The following is a 17,322-nucleotide window of genomic DNA, read 5'->3' as shown; positions in this document are numbered from 1 at the left end:
TATCTAACTTTCTTTTTCCAAAATAGGATAAAGAAAGTATGTATTTTGTTTTGAATGAACCATGGTTTATTCTATTGAAGTTACTTTAGCACCATGCGAAAAACTACCGGCTTCGAAATTTTTGGCTTTGGCATATGAGTCAATGAAGAGTTGTACAGGGATGATACTTTGAATGGAGAAAAGGAATTCATCCGATTCATCTATAAAAAATGGAATAATATTTTTATTATTCCAATCCCTCTGAATGTTGGTTATAAGCCAAACCTTACCACCGAAGTTTGCTATATCTTCTGCCATGCGCAAGCTTTGTTTTAAGGTCTTACCTTTGGCTGCGAACAAGATAGCCTGAAAATTTTCAGTAACCATTTCCATTGGCCCATGTCTGAATTCTCCTCCCAAAAAACTTGAGGCAGCGATATGTGTAGCTTCTCTAAACATAAGAGCACTTTGACTGGCTGTTGAAAAGGCTGGTCCTCTTGCAATAATTTGTATGGCACCTAGGTCTCCAAAGAATATAAGTATATCTTTTAGCCAACTGTCAGAATGAAAAAATAGTTCAAAGTTTGTCTGTAAACGATTTAACATTTTTATTTTGGCGGTATTCCAATCTCCTGAAAGATACCAGCCTAGGATAAATGCAACCAGCGATGTTACTACATAAGTTTTTGTGGAAGTCATTTCTTCCTTTCCGCCTTTGCAAAACAAAGCTACATTAGCTTTTTTTGCAAGTGCACTTTTTTCATCATTCACAATGCCTACTGAGAAAACAGTTGATGGCAGCCGCTCTAAAATTTCCTTTATTTCAAAACTCTCACCTGATTGTGATAAGCATATCAACATGGTTGGTTTATTTAATAAAAAATAGTTATAATGCAACAATTCACTCGTGTTGATGTATAAGGAGTGTATCTCCAAGTTATTGAACAACCCTGAAGCTGCGTGAGAAATGAAATAAGAACTACCCATACCGGTAAAAATTATTTGTTCGATATGTTTTTCTGAAATGATTGTTCTTATTTTTTTTAAAAGTTCTAAGCCTTCGGTATGAGTATAAAAATTGATAACATTCTCAATAGCCTTTGGCTGTTCTAATATTTCTTTGAGAAACTTATTCATGTTATTTCTTAAAATTTGTATGAAATTGCGATATTTTATTATCCGAAAAAGTTAATAGATTTCCAATTTCTCATATATAACTAAATCATGATAAAGATGATGACAGTAATATTCGGTTATTTTCTTTAAACACTTTTTTATACAATAAGTACATCAATTCCGTCATTAGCGAATTTTTTTTGTTCAGTATCCGACAGTTTTTTAGTAGTGATTATTGTATCAATATCTTTTACTTTAGATATAACTCCCAGACTTCTTCTTCCGAATTTGGAAGAATCGACAACTAAAATGATCTCACTGGATATTTCCATCATGACACGGCTTGTTTTTGCCTCTTGAAGGTTTGGAGTAGTAAGACCTCTTTCAAAATCTATTCCGTCAACTCCAATAAATAATTTAGCAGCTGATAACTTTCGTAGAGAATCGTCTGCTAAAGGTCCTACCAATGTAGATGTTTCTTTCAATAAAGTGCCTCCGATAAGTATTACTTCAATATCACTTTGTAATAGTTCATTCGCTATGTTTATAGCATTTGTAATGACTGTCAGTCGATGCATATGTTTTATTTCTTTAGCCAACAGACTGGTTGTAGATCCAGAATCGAGAATAATGGTATCCCCTTCGGAAATGAGTTTTGAAGCTTGTTTCGCAATTCTTATTTTTTCGTCCAGATTGATTTTTTCTTTTTCCGTCAGGGCGAGTCCGGGATAAAGTTTATTGACTTTAATAGCGCCTCCATGTGTACGTTTTAATAATCCTCTTTTTTCGAGAATTATCAAATCTTTGCGTATTGTTACTGAAGTGGTATTAAACTTTTCTGGTAAATCATTTGTAACCAAACGGTTATCTTTCTCAAGTAATGCCATGATTTTTTCAAGTCGTTCTTCTTGAAATATTGCATTATGATTTTCGACTTTCATATTTTTATTTTGTTTAATTGTTTTTTATCTATAAATAAAAAGAAGCCAAATTTGTTTAATTCTATTTCTTTTACTTGCGTATATTTTTTTTCTCTGTAACAATCAATCATTATTTATTTTATATCAGCACTTAAAATAATAAAGAGTGTTTCCCACGACAGAAGTTTTTAAATGATTCATTTATTATTGTGAAACTATACAAAAGTAAAAGTAATCAAAAGAAATCAATTCAAACAATGTAAAAGTATTTATTTAACATTGTTTAAGGTGTCTTGTATTTGGAATGTGTGCTTCGTAATCAAGTATTTTCTCTTAGAATAAGATTGGATCCAATGCAAAGAAGAAAAGTACAACATACGAAAACAGAGCTTTTACTTCTTCCTACGGATAAAGAGCATGCCTATGGAGCTGACAATTCCGACCCTTGGTCAATTTCTTGTATACGCTTTTGTGGAGAAAGTCAACTCAATGTAAGAAATCAGTAAAGTAGATTACTTAAGGTTCTCTATCAAATTATTTATTGATTTTGTTTTATGGCAAGGTCAATGCCTTGTTTTGCATAAGTCCATTGATTCGACATTTTCAGGTGAACTATATCAAACAAGAAATAACCGTCACATACATCTATACAGGCTTTTACTGAGTTCACTATTGCTTGATTTTCATCTTCCTGACTAACAGAGTTTGAAGAGTCCCAGTTACCGACATCCGGACCACCTGCCACCATTGGACAATTGCCTTTTGTTTTATCTGCTGCCAGTTTACAAAAACCTTGCATCGTCCATTCAGTAGTACCATAAACTTGAAGCGGAGAAGCATAAGCTCCAATCAACATTTGATCCATCAAAGCAGCAAATCCATATTTTTTGTAATTAATAGTCGCCCATTTATAATATAATGAAGTATTATAGTTCGGACTTGCCCAGTTAACGCCAACTTCATAATAGGTGGAATACCAACCACCGACATATACGCCAAATTTGATTTTTGAATTAACGGACTTGACTGCATCGCGTGCTTTCGACATAAAATCATACATAACCTTGGCTCTGAATTCCAACCACTTTGGGAAATAGATAGGATATGTGCTCATAGACATCACATCGTTCATAGTAACTCCGGCGGGCAATATATCACCCGGGTAATTTGAAATAATTGTACCTCCAAGATATGCTTGAAATTTCTGACGGGTAATATCTGAAAAATCAGATTGGATACCGTCAAAACGACCTCTGTCAAGAAAAATACCATCCAGGTCATATTTCGCCAGATCCTTTAGTAAGCTGCATAAATATTCCTGAACTTCATCATTTGCAGGATTAAAAAATTTTATCCCTAATCCCTGATCCGTTGTATTCGTAATACCGGTAGACAAGTTCTCATAAGTCGCCCAAGATTTCTTACTGTTATCTCTGTAAAGAATTCCCTGATTACCCAATATACTGCTATCTCCGCCAACCATGGTATTGAAACCTGCATGTACTTTCAATCCTAACTCATGTCCTTTATCTATAAAAGCCTGCAGATAATCCCAGGTTGCCGTACGATTGACTTTCGAATATATACCGTTTATCCAGGCTCCCAGCCATGTTACTTGCTGAACTCCTTGTCTTGACGATTGGTAAAGAATATCTCCATTTGTGGGACGAATATCCACAACTATATCGGTAAACCCTGCATTTTTAGCCAAAGTCAGATCTCTTGTAATATTTTCCTTGTTATTTGCAAAATCATTGAAATTTCCTGCCGCATCAACCCACAAATAGCTCGGTTTTAATCCATTAGTATCCGTTCCGTTATTCCATTTCCATTCAGGAATCTTATCCCTGTCTCTACAAGACATCCCTCCAAAAAGAACAAAAACGGAAACTATGAATATAGCTCTTAATACATCTTTCATGTTTTATTTTATAAAGTCAAGTGGTATCTTCTCCTTTTTACAGAAAAGATACCACCGACCAGAGTTTATCATTTATTTATACAATCAAAACTATATGCCCCAAGGATCTTATGATTGTTATCCCAATAATAGAGATGGAGATAAAATCCATTGGAAGAGGGTACCAACAGAACGTCTCCCTCTCCGAAAATAGGATCCGCCGCATTGTTAGAATCCAATGTTTGTGTATAAACCAAAGCCGGAGAGTTGGAAACATCCCCTGTTAGTAAGCTCAGACTCGTTATATCATACAAATATATCATTCCTTTTATAGCCCATTGAGGAAAGTAAGACATAGCCCCGAGCACCAAATAGCGAGCATTGTTGAATTCTTTCACATCCAAACGGCCTTGATTCCTTGCCCAACTAAGAGAACTTCCATCCGCAACCTTAGCTGTACCTGCATTTGTTTGTCCATCCACATGATAAACAACATTGGCACTATAGTAAGAAAGGAGATATCCATCATTTTTATTTGTCGAAAGAGGAACGACTCTCGTATTGCCTGCATCATTACTTTGTGCACCCCATGATCCGACTCCCGAGAATTCAATAGCTTGTGGAGTTCCGGCAACACCACCACTGATATCCCAACGTACCACCCGGCTTGAGCGGTCACAGGTTGCAATAATCGTTGCAGTTCCGTCAATATCTCCTTGCACGGCAATGCGTGAAATTGCCAAACCGGTCGTATTCTCGTATGATAAGTATAATGTCGGTGCAGTTCTTACTGATTTCGTACGATAAATATTCAATGTCTGGCCAGCATCGGTTGCGTTTGAAATTAATAAGTTATCATTTGCATCATTTGTAACACATCCGCTTGCATTGGCCGACCCCATAACAATAGTTCCCAATTTAGCGCCAGTTGTACGATTCAGATAGATAGGAACCGAACCGTCTCCAGCCGAAACAATCAAATGATTTCCAATAGATGCTAATGATGTACTTCCTCTTCCCCATGATATACCTAAATCACCCGAATTTAATTTCCATAAGACTTTCTCACTCCCCTTCGCATATCCGTAGCTAACTTTCTCAGGAGTTTCTTTCCTTACAGTATAGGTCTTTGAATCTACCCCATTGTGAGCAGTTACTGTAAACAGGGTAGGATTGTTTAAATCAAACTTTACTCCTTCAATAGCCGGAGAAAATGTCGCATGCGAAGAAACAGACAGATCCACAGAAACGGAAGATAAATCTTCAACAGTAATAAGAGAAATCACACCATTTGCTTCATCAATAGAGCCTGTTACTGTCAACTCTTTCGTTTCGTCCTCCACCGAAAAGAATGTAATACTTGATTTATTTAATTTAGTTACTTCCCCTTTAATGGTAATTTGCTTTTTTTCGCCTGTTGGTGAAGTAAGAGTAAAGATATTGTCCTTTGTAAGATCCAGAATACCTAATGACGGAGTTAATGAATAATTATTAGCCAGATTGGCTTCTACCTTCATTGCCTCCATGTAAGGGGCTGTTTCATTATAGCTTTCTTCGGGATAATACCATGGGACAGGAATTATATAAGTATCCGCTGTCATGTCTGTTATAAAAATTTCCGCAGCTATTTGCTCATTATAATCACCGGATGTGAATTTTGCGGTAATACGCGTTAGGCCTTGTGTATCAATCGGAATTTCTATACTATCAGGACTTTGACATCCTGAGAGGAGAGCGAAAGATACAGCAAGAATGCAAAATATTCTATTTTTCATAATCGTTACTATTTTAATATTTATCTCCATTCCGGATACTGTTGTACCAATGTATTGTTGTTTAATTCATCAATAGGTAACGGAATCTGATACATTTTACTTGGAAAGTTACGGTTTTGTTTATCACAATCAACATAGGTGTAAGTAAATGTATTATCCGCATTTTTCTCAATCTTTTGACCATGTACCCGTATTCCTGTGAATGCTGACTCTGCTAATTTCCAGCGTTTCATATCCCAGTAATATTGTCCTTCATACGCTAACTCGACTTTTCGTTCCTGACGTATTGCAGCCATAAGCGCATCACCTGTTTTATCATTATAAGGAAGCCCTACCCGTGAACGTATAGCCCGTATCGCAGCATTAGCACCCGCGTTATCTCCCAGATGATAACATGCTTCGGCTTTATTCAATAAAACTTCGGCATAGCGTATGGCAATCCATGGTTGGGTACTCGCGGTAAGTGCGACAAAATCATGTGACTCATCAACCAACTTACGCAAATAATATCCCGTAGTCGTACGTCCGGCAGGAACTGCGTCATCTCTCCATGAAGCCCATCCATCCGTACCGCCTACATAGGGTTCTATCGTACGTCCTTTCCATACTACTCCGTTATAAAGTACTGTTGCCTGAAAACGAGGCTCTAATTGAGCATATGGAGGAGCATCCGAAGTTCCTTGTTCGTTATGCCAGGGAGACCAATCAGGAAATCCTCCTGTTGTTGCCAATTCAAAAGACTCTACCATTTCCTGCGTAGGTGTACCGTAGCCTCCGGTCGTATTGTTTCCGGCATCTCCTCCCGGAGCATAGTAGTTATCAAAATTATGATTCACCGCACTCTTATCATAAGAATATTGTAGAATAGCCTCACTACTGTTGCTTTTAAAAGCATCAACGAAATTAGGGGTAAGTTCATAACCGGTCACTTTCTCCGCTGCGCTTTTTGCTATATCCCATCTTTCCGCATACAACATGGCCCGCGAGAGAAGTGCATATGCAGCGCCACTTGTCACGCGTCCATGTGCTTCAGGGCTGATCCGTAGATTTTGTCCGGCAAATTCCAAATCAGTTTGAACAAAGTCCCAACCTTCAGCTTCGCTGCTGAGCGCTTTATCCGTATTAATCTGAGTTAGATCATCGTCATAGATTATGACTTGTTTATAACGTTTTACAAGATCAAAATAATTGAGCGCCCTGAAAAAACGCATTTCAGCTTCCAAACGAATATTGTCTGCTTCGTTCATTGTGCTGTATTTTTTCAGATTGTATAAACCCTCGTTTATTCTACGCACTTTAGTATAAACTGTTTTCCAGTTACCCAAGTAAACAGATACATACGATACAGTCAGTACAGAGCCACCATAAGCTAATTCATTCGGAATATACGCATGTGAGTTATAGTTCATTGCTCCATATTTAAAGATGTCGGTAAAACCTTCCGTCATGCCGGCGGTACTCTGACCATTATGAAAGTTTCCGTAATAATTAATATCGTGATAAAAATTATTAATAGCTAATTCGGCATATTCAACTTTACTCCATGCCAACTTATCAGAAATAGAATTTGTTGGGTCCAAATCAAGAGAATCGCTACAGGATGTAAAAACCAGAAACGCACCCAACAGTAAAGTCGTTACTATTTTTGTTCTCATAGTGCACATAGTTTAAAAATTCGCATTAAAATGTTAAAGTAATACCTCCCATAAAGGCCTTTTGTTGAGGATAATATCCATTGTTAATTTCAGGAGACTCCGGATCGATACCTTCAGGTAGACCTGAAAAGGTAAATATATTGGATCCTTCCACGTAGATTCTCAAATTTTCAATCCCTATTCTGCTAAGAAGTATCCGTGGAATGCTGTATCCTATCTGGGCTGATTTAAGGCGTATATATTTACCATCGCGGAACCAGAATGTAGACCCCAACCCGTTAATATTTGCTGAGCCGGAAGATCCTAAGGTTATACGGGGAAAAGTTCCATTTGGATTATCTATGCTGTAAGCATTCTCAACAAGATAAAGAGGTGAATTAGAGCCTTCAACGAAAGTCTGTGTCCAAACCGTATTGCCATCGCTATAATTATAATAAGTACCCGCTAAAGATACATTAAACAAAGCCCCCCCCGTAAATTGTGCATTGAAATCAAAGCCATTCCAATCACCCGATAAATTAAAGCCGAACATTAGTTCCGGACGATTACTTTTTCCGATTCTTCCCCGATCCTGGTTATCTACTTTACCATCACCATTGATATCCTTATATTTAATATCTCCAACATTCGGTCTGGTTTCAAACCATGCCGATTTATCTATTTCTTCTTCCGAACGGAACAATCCCTCAGCAATCCATCCATAGGTAGCATATACATTGGAACCGGTCACTCTTAGCATTTCCTGTATATTGGCTTGATCAGGATAACGCAACCAGCGGCTTTTCGCATAAGTCATATTACCCGTTATCGCATAGTTGAAGGGCTTCCCTGCAACCTGAAATTGATTCTGATGTTTCAATAGAAAATCAACCCCTTTTGTATCCGTTTTCCCATAATTTTCATACGTCGAATAATATCCTCCCATTGAAGGGGATTTATCTCCGCTCATTCCTTGCAGAATGTCATAAGTGTAGTTATAAAATGCATCAAACTCCATCCCTAAAAGTCCTCCCCACAGTGTGAAATCGTAGCCTAAATTATAAGAAAGCGTCTTTTCCCATGTTAGATTCGGATTTGCAATAACATTCGTATATAAAGCATCTTCTAAGGTCCCGTTGAGAGATATTTTATCTCCATACCCATATGTGCTTAAAAAAGCATAGGCAGGAATACTGTTATCATTCCCCAATAGACCGATTGAAGCGCGAATTTTCAAATCATCCAAGAAACTGAGATCAGACATAAAACTTTCTTCCGAGATTCTCCAGGCTAAAGATCCCGAAGGAAAGAATCCCCAACGTTTTCCACTAACACTTCCTGCAAACTTGTAAGATCCGTCATAACGACCGGTAAACTCAGCCAAATATTTATTGGCGTAGTCATATTTCAAACGGAAAACATAACCTACGCTACGTGTAGCATTGCTTCCCCCACTAACAGGATCGTTATCGGCAACACCCAAATCCAACTCAGGTAATTCAGGAAAACTAATATTTTTAGCATAAGCTGAAAATGTATTGTATTTATAGTCGCGTATTTCCACCAATCCCATCAAATCAACGTTATGTTCACCAAATGAATTGACATAACTAGCACTTCCTTGTCCTGTCAGATTCTCAACGGTTGCCTGTCCTTCGCCCAAGGTGATATAAGTGATTGCACGAGGGTCATTGGACAAAGTATATCCTAATTTACTGGAAGAATCCGGCAGTTTGGCAGCCATTAATTTATAAGGTATATTTAGGTTCTTGTTATGGGAAGTACCGTAATCATAGGCCCCCGTAACCTTAAATGCTAATCCTTTTAACCATGGAGCATCATACTGGATAGAAAGATTTGTTTGTATCTCCGTGCTACGAGTCTTCTTATATCCCGATTCATTAATTGCTGCCAGCGGACTCATAGGAAGCCCTGTGTTCCGGATCGGAATAGAAGTATAATAACCATCGTATTTCTCAGGTAGATAAGGATGCATTGCGATGGTCTGACGAGCGATAGACAGCCATGATTGTTCCCCAAGATCAGGATTGGCGTCTGTCCCTCCTGATGAAAAAGCCGGAGTTTGACGGCGTCCCACAAAACCGGCAACCCCTAAACTAACCGTAAAGTACTTTGCTACTTTCGCATCAATATTGGTACGCAAATTATATCGACGATAATTAAAATTATCAATATTCCCATCTTGCTCCAGATACCCCAACGATGAGAAGTAGCGTGCATTTTCATTCCCCCCTTGCAAAGTGATGTTGTGTTTTTGGTTTACACCCGCTCCAAATACCTTATCGATATAATCGACATTATCCCATCCATCTGTAGGGTCATTATTTTGCATCTTAGCAATGTCATCCTGTGTAAAGATAGGTGTGTATTGATTTCTGTCCGTAATGGCACCATTTGCTAGCTTATCCATCATATCAGCCATATTATAGTAATGTGCAAACTGTGGCCCATTCATAAACTCGGGAAAGTTAGCGTTCATAGAAACACCTACTGAACCATTATAGGTAATTTTAGATTTTCCTTCTCTTCCCTTTTTAGTCGTTACAATAATCACACCTCCGGATGCTCTCAAGCCATATACGGAAGCAGCAGCAGCATCCTTCAAAACAGAAACACTCTCAATGTCATTCGGATCGATTTCGTTGATAGAACGCACCATACCATCTACGATATAGACTGCTGAGTATCTTGATCCGCGGATTGTAAGAGAAGCCTGATCCAAACCCGGCTCACCGGATGCCTGAACAGAAGCTATTCCCGGTATACGTCCTCCCAACATACTTGAGATATTGGTTGAAGGAGTTTTTAACAGATCATCACCTTTAATGGCGGATACAGCACTTGTTAGGGATGTTTTCTTTTGTACGCCATATCCTACGACTACAATCTCATCTATTAACTCTGCTTTCTCCTTTAGTGTAACATCAAGCTGGGTTTTACCATTTAGTTGAACTGAAAATTTTTCGTATCCGATGTACGTAATCTCCAAAGTTACATTCGCATTGGGGACAGTAATTCGATATTTACCATTAAAATCCGTCAGCGTTGCATTTTGAGAATCTTTCACAGAAACCGTAGCCCCGATCAGAGGTTCTTTGTTACTATCTTGCACAGTTCCAGTTACAGAGACCTGTGCCTGCATACTTACAAAAAAGAATGTGAATAGCAATGTAAAGAATAATTTCCATTTAACAAACCTTTTTTTCATAACTCATATTTTTTAAGATCGATGTACGAAAATTCGAGAGTAGCATTCCTTTCGGGAATATTCAGGCTGAATTCTCCAGCAGCATTCGTTATCATGCCGATGCTGGTTCCTTTTAACTTAACACTTACACCCATCAGGATTTCTCCCGGCGTATCAACTACTTTTCCCTGCACTATTGTTGTTTGAGCAAATGCAATAGTAGAGTATAAAAGTAAAAAAACACAAAAAAATGGAATCAAATACCTTGATTCACCTTGATTCCATTTCAGTAAAATGATTTTGTTCTTTTTCATAATTTTTTTAAAAAGTTCTTAGTTCTTATATTCACCCCAATAGCTCGTTCAAAGGATATTTAAATTGTTGATTCAGAAAATGGATACAAAATATTAAAGAGTGTTTCCCACGATAAAAGTTTTTAAACGATTCGATTTACTATTGCGAAACTATACAAAAGTAAAAGTAATCAAAAGAAATCAATTTAAACAATGCAAAAGCATCCATTTAGTATTATTTAAGATATATTATTCTTTAAGTGCTAGGTAATTCAATAAGTACTTATTAGTTATTTTTGTTTAAATGGATAATTACTTTAATGGAATAATCCATCTTTTTTGAGTTTTATTTATTGATAATACGAATCAGTAGTTGCAACTAATTACTTGTTTATATAGTTAAAATATTAATTATCAATTAAAAATTTACTATACAGGTGCCTTCATCGACAGGTATTACCAGGAAGTTGATTCCTTTTTCACCTTGGGAATAAAACACACACCGGATTTAAAACAGTAGGCTTGAGGATTCTTATGAAATGGAGATTAAAAAAATAAAAGTCGCTAATTATTAGCGACTTAGTGTAATTTTGCTATTAATATATATTATTGATAATAAGGTCATTATTTGCCGATACAGTTTTTGTACTTTGCTTATTATTAGTCGTCTAATTTTTAAACGGTACATACTTCAGTCGGGACGGGTGCTCCCGCCCCTTGCTGCGGAGGCATTCTCCGAGCAATGAGTTGTTATTGATAAAATAAAAGCTGATATAGCTCATCGGACACTGCCTTCTGTTCAAATATATCAGCTTTTCCCAACTACTAAACCCTATACTTGTTGAATGTTAAAATTGATAATTGATTTTTGAGATTCGAGATTATCGACCTGTAACTTGTAAATATTCACAACGTTTCTTTTGGTAACTGGCAAAAGCTTCTGCTCGTTTATCACGGCACTGTTGAAGTATACTCTGGGCATTTAATAAATCGCTCATATTAATTATTCCCGCTTTATAATTGTCTTTATTTATTCTTAAATTCTCATTAGCCTGCTCAATTGACTCTTCTTCAATAAGTAACTGCCGGTATGCTTTATCAAGTTCATTCCTTATATTTTGCATTTGAATTAATAATTGTTCCTGAGTATCAATCTTATTATTAACTGCTATCTGTTCTTTAATTTTTTGTTGTTTGATAGCATGACTTCCTTTCCACCAATCTGTTATAGGAATACTGACGGAAATAAAAGCCGCACTGTTACCTTCCCATTTATCCATAAAATTATGCTTAAAATAGGCTGCGCCCACTGCAACGGATGGTAAATAGTCAGCTCGTTTCATTTTTGTTTGATATTTTGCTATTTTGACATTGTCTTCAAGCAGTTTCTTTTCGGCCCGGTTTTCCATTGCTTCAAAATGATCGATATAATACAGTTCAGGATTATCTACTTTTTCAATTGATTTTTTAGCAATATCGAAATCTTCATATCCGGTTATATCTATTCCGATCAATTGACATAGTGACATTTTACAAAGTTTTATGCCATTTTCAAGGTCAATCTTATTGCTTTTCAAACTGTTTTGCTTCAATTTTACTTCCAACAAATCGTTGCGTGTTATTAATCCGGCTTTGAATGATATCTCAACATCAGCATATAAAGAAGTAAGTAATTCGTCTAAAATATTTATTGTATTAACTTTTTCATATAATGAAATGAGTTCCCAATATAAATTTTCAACATGAAGCATCACTTCATTCTCTGAAAGACGAAGCTGTTGTCTGCTTACGTTTAATGCCAGTTTTGATAATTTATTACCGTATACAATCTTTCCTCCTACAAAAACAGGTTGAGAGAGCATAATAGAACCTGTTAATCCATCATCCAGAAAAGTTACAGGAGTTCCGTCCATATTCATAGAAACAAAAGGGTCTTTAGCTTTAAATCCCAACCCCGTGGCGCTAAGTGACGGGAAATAGTTTGTAAAAGCTTCCTTTTGGGCATGTTCTGAAACTGAGATTTCCATCGTGCTGCTTTTTATCTTTCTATTATTCTCCATTGCCATTTGTTTGCACTCATCAATTGTATAAATTTTTTGTGCAGACAAGTTTGAAAAAAACAGCATGAAACATATAAATAAACTATTTTTTTTCATATATAAATTATTTTCAATTATACCTTTTGTGTTCAGTTGTTTGAAGGATATTTATCTGTTTTTTCATAAATCTTCCAATAAGCAACGGGTAATACAGTAACTATAAAAATCATTGTTATCATGGTTCCAAAGCAGATAACCGTACCCAATGGGCTCCAAAGAAGACTTTTGCTTATTATCATTGGGAGAACTCCTACTGAAGCTGCTGCAGAAGTAAGAAAGATTGGACGCATACGTCTTTTGGCTGCTTCGAAGGCCGCTTTTTTAACACTGAATTTATGCTCTCTCCGTAAAATCTCCGTATAATCAAACATGATAATTCCGTTACGTACGATGATTCCGACCAAACTTATAATCCCTAACATCGCAGTAATACTAAAATCTATACCCATCACCCAAACACCGAATGAGGCTCCAAAAAGGCTTAAAAGCGCTGAACCAAGAACCAAGTTTGCCATGCTTAGTTTTTTGAAATGAAATATCAATATAAAATAGATGATAAAAAAGGCTATCAACATGGCTTTTATCATAGGTCCCATAGTCTCTTCATCAAGTTCTTTAGAGCCTCCATATTCTGTTTTTACTCCTTTTGTTAAATGAGGGATAATTTCATTATCCATATATTCCTGTACCTTTGAGAATATTTTATCTGTATTTTCCCCACGTTTGACATCGGCCAGCACCGAAATGCAACGCATTCCGTTACGACGTACAATTTGACCCTCTGTCCAATCCGGTTCTATACTGGCAATTTGCCTTAATGGTACCGTAGCTCCGGGCATTATTCCGGAAACATGAACATTACCGATATCATCAAAAACAGGATGTCTATTTTCGGATTTTATTTTTACAGAAACAGGATAATCTCCTTCCCAAACCGTACTAACTCCCATTTCTCCTAAATTAGAAGAAAGATAAGTTGAGGCAAAGGCTCTGTTAATACCTAATCGACCGGCTTCAACAGGGTCTAAATCGATCCTGACACCCGGTAATAAATCTTCATAATTGGTACGCACCCAAAGAAGTTGATTAAACGTATTTAGGTAATCTATCATTTTATTAGCCTCAACCTTTAGGTCAGAAAGATTATCTCCATAAAAACGAATTTCAATTGGTGCATTAACTGCCTGAAAATCTAACTGTCTAAAACGGATATATGCATTGGGGAAATAAAATGCGTATTTATTTGTATACTCATCAAGCATTTCTTCAGTACCTTTATTTGAATAGGTATTAACAATAAATTGTCCGTAATTTTTTGATGGCATATTAGGAGCATAGACAGAATGAAAACGGGGAGAACTTGCTCCGACAAAAGCGGTTACTGATTTAACCCGTTCATCTTCTCTAAGGATATTTTCCACGCTGTCGCAAACAACAGTTGTTTTTCCCAAAGGACTACCTTTAGGTAAATAGATCTCTATAGCAAATTGGTCACGTTCTGCAACGGGCATCATACGTTGCGGTAGAATATTAAATAGCATGATTGCAAAAATGACAGATATAAGAGCAAGACCTATTGTAGCTTTCGGATAATCAAAAGCTTTTTGTAGTAGTTTATCATAAACTTTTTGTAGCCGCTCAAGGAAAGATACGGAATTCTTTTCCCCTTTTGCTAACTTTTCATTTTTACGTTGTATCAATCCTTTTCGGATAAAGACATACTGTAAGAAAGGAATAATTAATACAGCTATAGCAAGAGATACACCTAAGGTGATTGTGATTGTCCAAGGGAAAAATTCAAGGAAATCATACATCGTTCCTGTAGATGTGATAAGAAAGGGGAAAAAGGTAATACTTATGGCAAGTGTAGCTGAAAGTATGGATTTGAAATACTCTTTCGCACTGTCTATTGCAGCATGCCATCGGGACATTCCGTGGTCGAGTTTTTCAATATAACAGTCAACAATTACTATGGAATTGTCAACTATCATCCCCAAAACAACGATTAATGCAGCCAAAGTAACCGTATTGAGCTCTACTCCAAAACTGAACATCACTGCCAAAGAAATAAATATGGTAATCGGAATAGAAGAGGCAGCTACAGCAGCCACACGAAATGGAAGTAATATAACGGTTACTAACATCACAGCTATAATAGCCAGCAATATTTCTTTCAGAAAAGTGTTTATTGATTCTCCAACTAATTTGGGTTGGTCTGCAATCCTATACATACTGACACTTGTCGGCAGGTCACTTTGGAATTCTTCCAGAACAGCATTTACTTCTTCACCGAATTCAACTATATTATATCCATTTTTCATTTCAACTGAAAGTATAATACATTTCTTCCCGTTGTTTGTGATATAACTATCCGGTTCAGGATATTCGCGGGCCACTCTTGCTACATCTTTTAATCTTATGATATTGCCTGACGGATCGGAATATACTATTAACTCTTCTATTTCATGTTCAGACTGTAATGCCGGTGATACATATATCGGAGCCTCCATTTCTTCATTATCAATTGTTCCGCTCCCTGTTGTAAATCCTTCGGCAAATAAGTTCATCATCAAGGTGGTCTGACCAACTCCATAAGCAGTTAATTTGTCGTTATCAAGGTAAATAGCGATTTGTTCTTTTTGTTCACCCGAACGTTTTAAACTGGATACCGATTCAACCTGTCTAAGCTTGTCTTCAAGTATATCAAGAAAAGAACTTAATTCGCGATAGCTTTTATCCTCTGATTCCATTGTTATTAAGATAGCAGAAGTATCACCGAAATCATCATTGGCGATTAAAGCCATTACCCCTGATGGTAAATTGGATTTGAAAGATGTAAGCCCATGTTTTATTTTAGACCATACTTCATCCTTGTTGTTTACATTATCTTCCAATTCAACAAATACGTATACAATGCCATTTTGAGAATGTGAATATGTTTTTTCTCTTTTAACCTCTTTGAAAGTGAGAAGATATCTTTCCAAGGGTTTTGTTAATTGTTCTTCTACATCCTGTACATTGGCACCAGGATATACCCCAATTACAACTCCTTGACGTATAGTGTAAACAGGAAACTCTTGTTTAGGCATTTTTTGTAAAGAATATATGCCCACTATAATAAGTATTCCTGTGATCAGCAATACTATTTTATTATAGCGCATAGCCCATTCTACAACTCCTCGTTTTTTCATAGCTTCCTATTTACAGATTTAACTTTCATACCTTCACTAACCTTTTGATAACCATCGATAATAATATTTTCATTTTCCGACAAGCCGCTTATTATGTTTATACCTTTTGCTGTTAGTTCTCCTATCGTGACAAATCGTTGATGGGCAGTTCCATTCTCTTCAATCCAGACAAAATGTTTTCCTTCAGGAGTCATGAGTATTGATCTGTTAGGAATATTAATACGTTTTACTTCGCTCTCTTCATCTTTAAGATAAACTTTACAAACCATCCCTGGTAGTAGTTTAAACTCTGGATTAGTCAAGTTAATTTTTATTTCATATGTATGTGAAAGAGGATTTGCCGTCACACTCTTTTCTGAAACTTTACCGGTATATTTGCTGTTGTTTATTGCCGTAACCAGAACATCAGCATTTCGACCGATTTTAATTTGGCCGATTTCTTTTTCGGGTATTGAAACCTTAATATTTACATCTTCGATTTTTATGAGTGTAAATGCAGATTGAATAGGAGAGATTGACATTCCCGGCTCAACATCACGACTTCCGACTACTCCGCTAAATGGTGCATACAGATCGCAATCAGTCAAGCTCTTTTTTGCTGAATATTCGTTACTCTTGGCTTGCTCCAATGACGTTTTAGCTTCAATATATTTGATTTCCGGAAGACTATTATTATTGTATAATAAACTCATTCTGTCAAAAGCATCTTGAGCCTGATTTAGAGTCGCAACGGCGGCATTATAGTTATTTTGCATAGTTGATTTATCCAAACCTGCAAGCAATTGTCCTTCTCTTACTCTTTGACCTTTAGAAACATAAACTTGCTGCACAATTCCCATACTCTGAAAACTAATGGACGAAGAAGACGATTCTTCAACAACACCAATATAATGCCTTTGCGTTTCATCAAACTCCGCACTTACAGTTTTCATTATAGTAACCGGAATAATTTTTTCCTGTTCTGAATGTTCTTTTTTACTATTACAGCTAATCAAAAAAAGTAATATCAAACTTGAAAAGTAAAGTTGGTAATTTGTAAAAATGCGATGATAACAATTTGATTTCCTCATACGAACATGTTTTTTAATTAAATTAATTTGCTTACAAATATCTAAATGTAAAAGTTCTTAATAGATATGTTTAATGTGGTAGAAATGTTCTAAAGGATGGAATTTGGGAAAAAATAAATATCTTTGACGTATCAGGA

Annotated in this window: 11 protein-coding genes; 1 reads left to right on the top strand and 10 read right to left on the bottom strand. The window is 36.4% G+C overall.

The genetic code is table 11. The features are described 5' to 3' along the window. Positions 1–66: 66 nt before the first annotated feature. Positions 67–1,116, bottom strand: coding sequence for an SIS domain-containing protein (locus tag BQ8014_RS11750; protein ID WP_080904508.1), 1,050 nt, complete (start codon positions 1,114–1,116; stop codon positions 67–69). 137 nt (positions 1,117–1,253) lie between these two features. Beyond that, the gene (locus BQ8014_RS11745) at positions 1,254–2,036 is read right to left on the bottom strand and encodes a DeoR/GlpR family DNA-binding transcription regulator (RefSeq protein ID WP_080904507.1); all 783 of its coding nucleotides are present in this window, start codon (positions 2,034–2,036) and stop codon (positions 1,254–1,256) included. 332 nt (positions 2,037–2,368) lie between these two features. On the opposite strand from BQ8014_RS11745, the gene BQ8014_RS20055 reads away from it, so the two are divergent. Next, positions 2,369–2,521 carry an AraC family ligand binding domain-containing protein gene (locus tag BQ8014_RS20055; RefSeq protein ID WP_369808793.1) on the top strand — a complete coding sequence of 51 codons (153 nt, stop codon included), beginning with the start codon at positions 2,369–2,371 and terminating at the stop codon, positions 2,519–2,521. Between the two features lie 32 nt (positions 2,522–2,553). Here BQ8014_RS20055 and BQ8014_RS11740 read toward each other — a convergent pair whose 3' ends face one another. From BQ8014_RS11740 to BQ8014_RS11705, 8 genes are all read right to left on the bottom strand, one after another. Next, a complete protein-coding gene (locus tag BQ8014_RS11740; protein WP_080904506.1) occupies positions 2,554–3,936 on the bottom strand; it encodes an alpha amylase family protein in 1,383 nt (460 codons plus the stop codon). Positions 3,937–4,004: 68 nt separating this feature from the next. Beyond that, positions 4,005–5,690: a DUF5018 domain-containing protein gene (locus BQ8014_RS11735; RefSeq protein ID WP_160150086.1), complete on the bottom strand. Its 1,686-nt coding sequence runs from the start codon at positions 5,688–5,690 to the stop codon at positions 4,005–4,007. 20 nt (positions 5,691–5,710) lie between these two features. Then, positions 5,711–7,345, bottom strand: a complete 1,635-nt coding sequence (locus BQ8014_RS11730; protein WP_080904504.1) for a RagB/SusD family nutrient uptake outer membrane protein — start codon at positions 7,343–7,345, stop codon at positions 5,711–5,713. A gap of 25 nt (positions 7,346–7,370) precedes the next feature. Next, positions 7,371–10,553, bottom strand: a complete 3,183-nt coding sequence (locus tag BQ8014_RS11725) for a SusC/RagA family TonB-linked outer membrane protein (RefSeq protein WP_080904503.1) — start codon at positions 10,551–10,553, stop codon at positions 7,371–7,373. After that, positions 10,550–10,846 (bottom strand): carboxypeptidase-like regulatory domain-containing protein, encoded by a 297-nt coding sequence (locus BQ8014_RS11720; protein ID WP_080904502.1) that lies wholly within the window; start codon positions 10,844–10,846, stop codon positions 10,550–10,552. The genes BQ8014_RS11725 and BQ8014_RS11720 overlap by 4 nt, the downstream gene beginning before the upstream one ends. Before the next feature lie 860 nt (positions 10,847–11,706). Beyond that, complete coding sequence (locus BQ8014_RS11715; protein ID WP_080904501.1) at positions 11,707–12,981, bottom strand: TolC family protein; 1,275 nt, start codon at positions 12,979–12,981, stop codon at positions 11,707–11,709. 32 nt (positions 12,982–13,013) lie between these two features. Then, entirely contained in the window at positions 13,014–16,115 is a 3,102-nt protein-coding gene (locus BQ8014_RS11710; RefSeq protein ID WP_080904500.1) for an efflux RND transporter permease subunit, read from the bottom strand. Continuing rightward, entirely contained in the window at positions 16,112–17,185 is a 1,074-nt protein-coding gene (locus BQ8014_RS11705; protein ID WP_080904499.1) for an efflux RND transporter periplasmic adaptor subunit, read from the bottom strand. The genes BQ8014_RS11710 and BQ8014_RS11705 overlap by 4 nt, the downstream gene beginning before the upstream one ends. Between the last annotated feature and the right edge of the window lie 137 nt (positions 17,186–17,322).

Origin of the sequence: Parabacteroides sp. Marseille-P3160 (genome assembly GCF_900162725.1) — a bacterium.
Classification (GTDB): domain Bacteria; phylum Bacteroidota; class Bacteroidia; order Bacteroidales; family Tannerellaceae; genus Marseille-P3160.
Note: the sequence above shows the minus strand (reverse complement) of the source record. Positions and strands in the feature narration are given on the sequence as shown.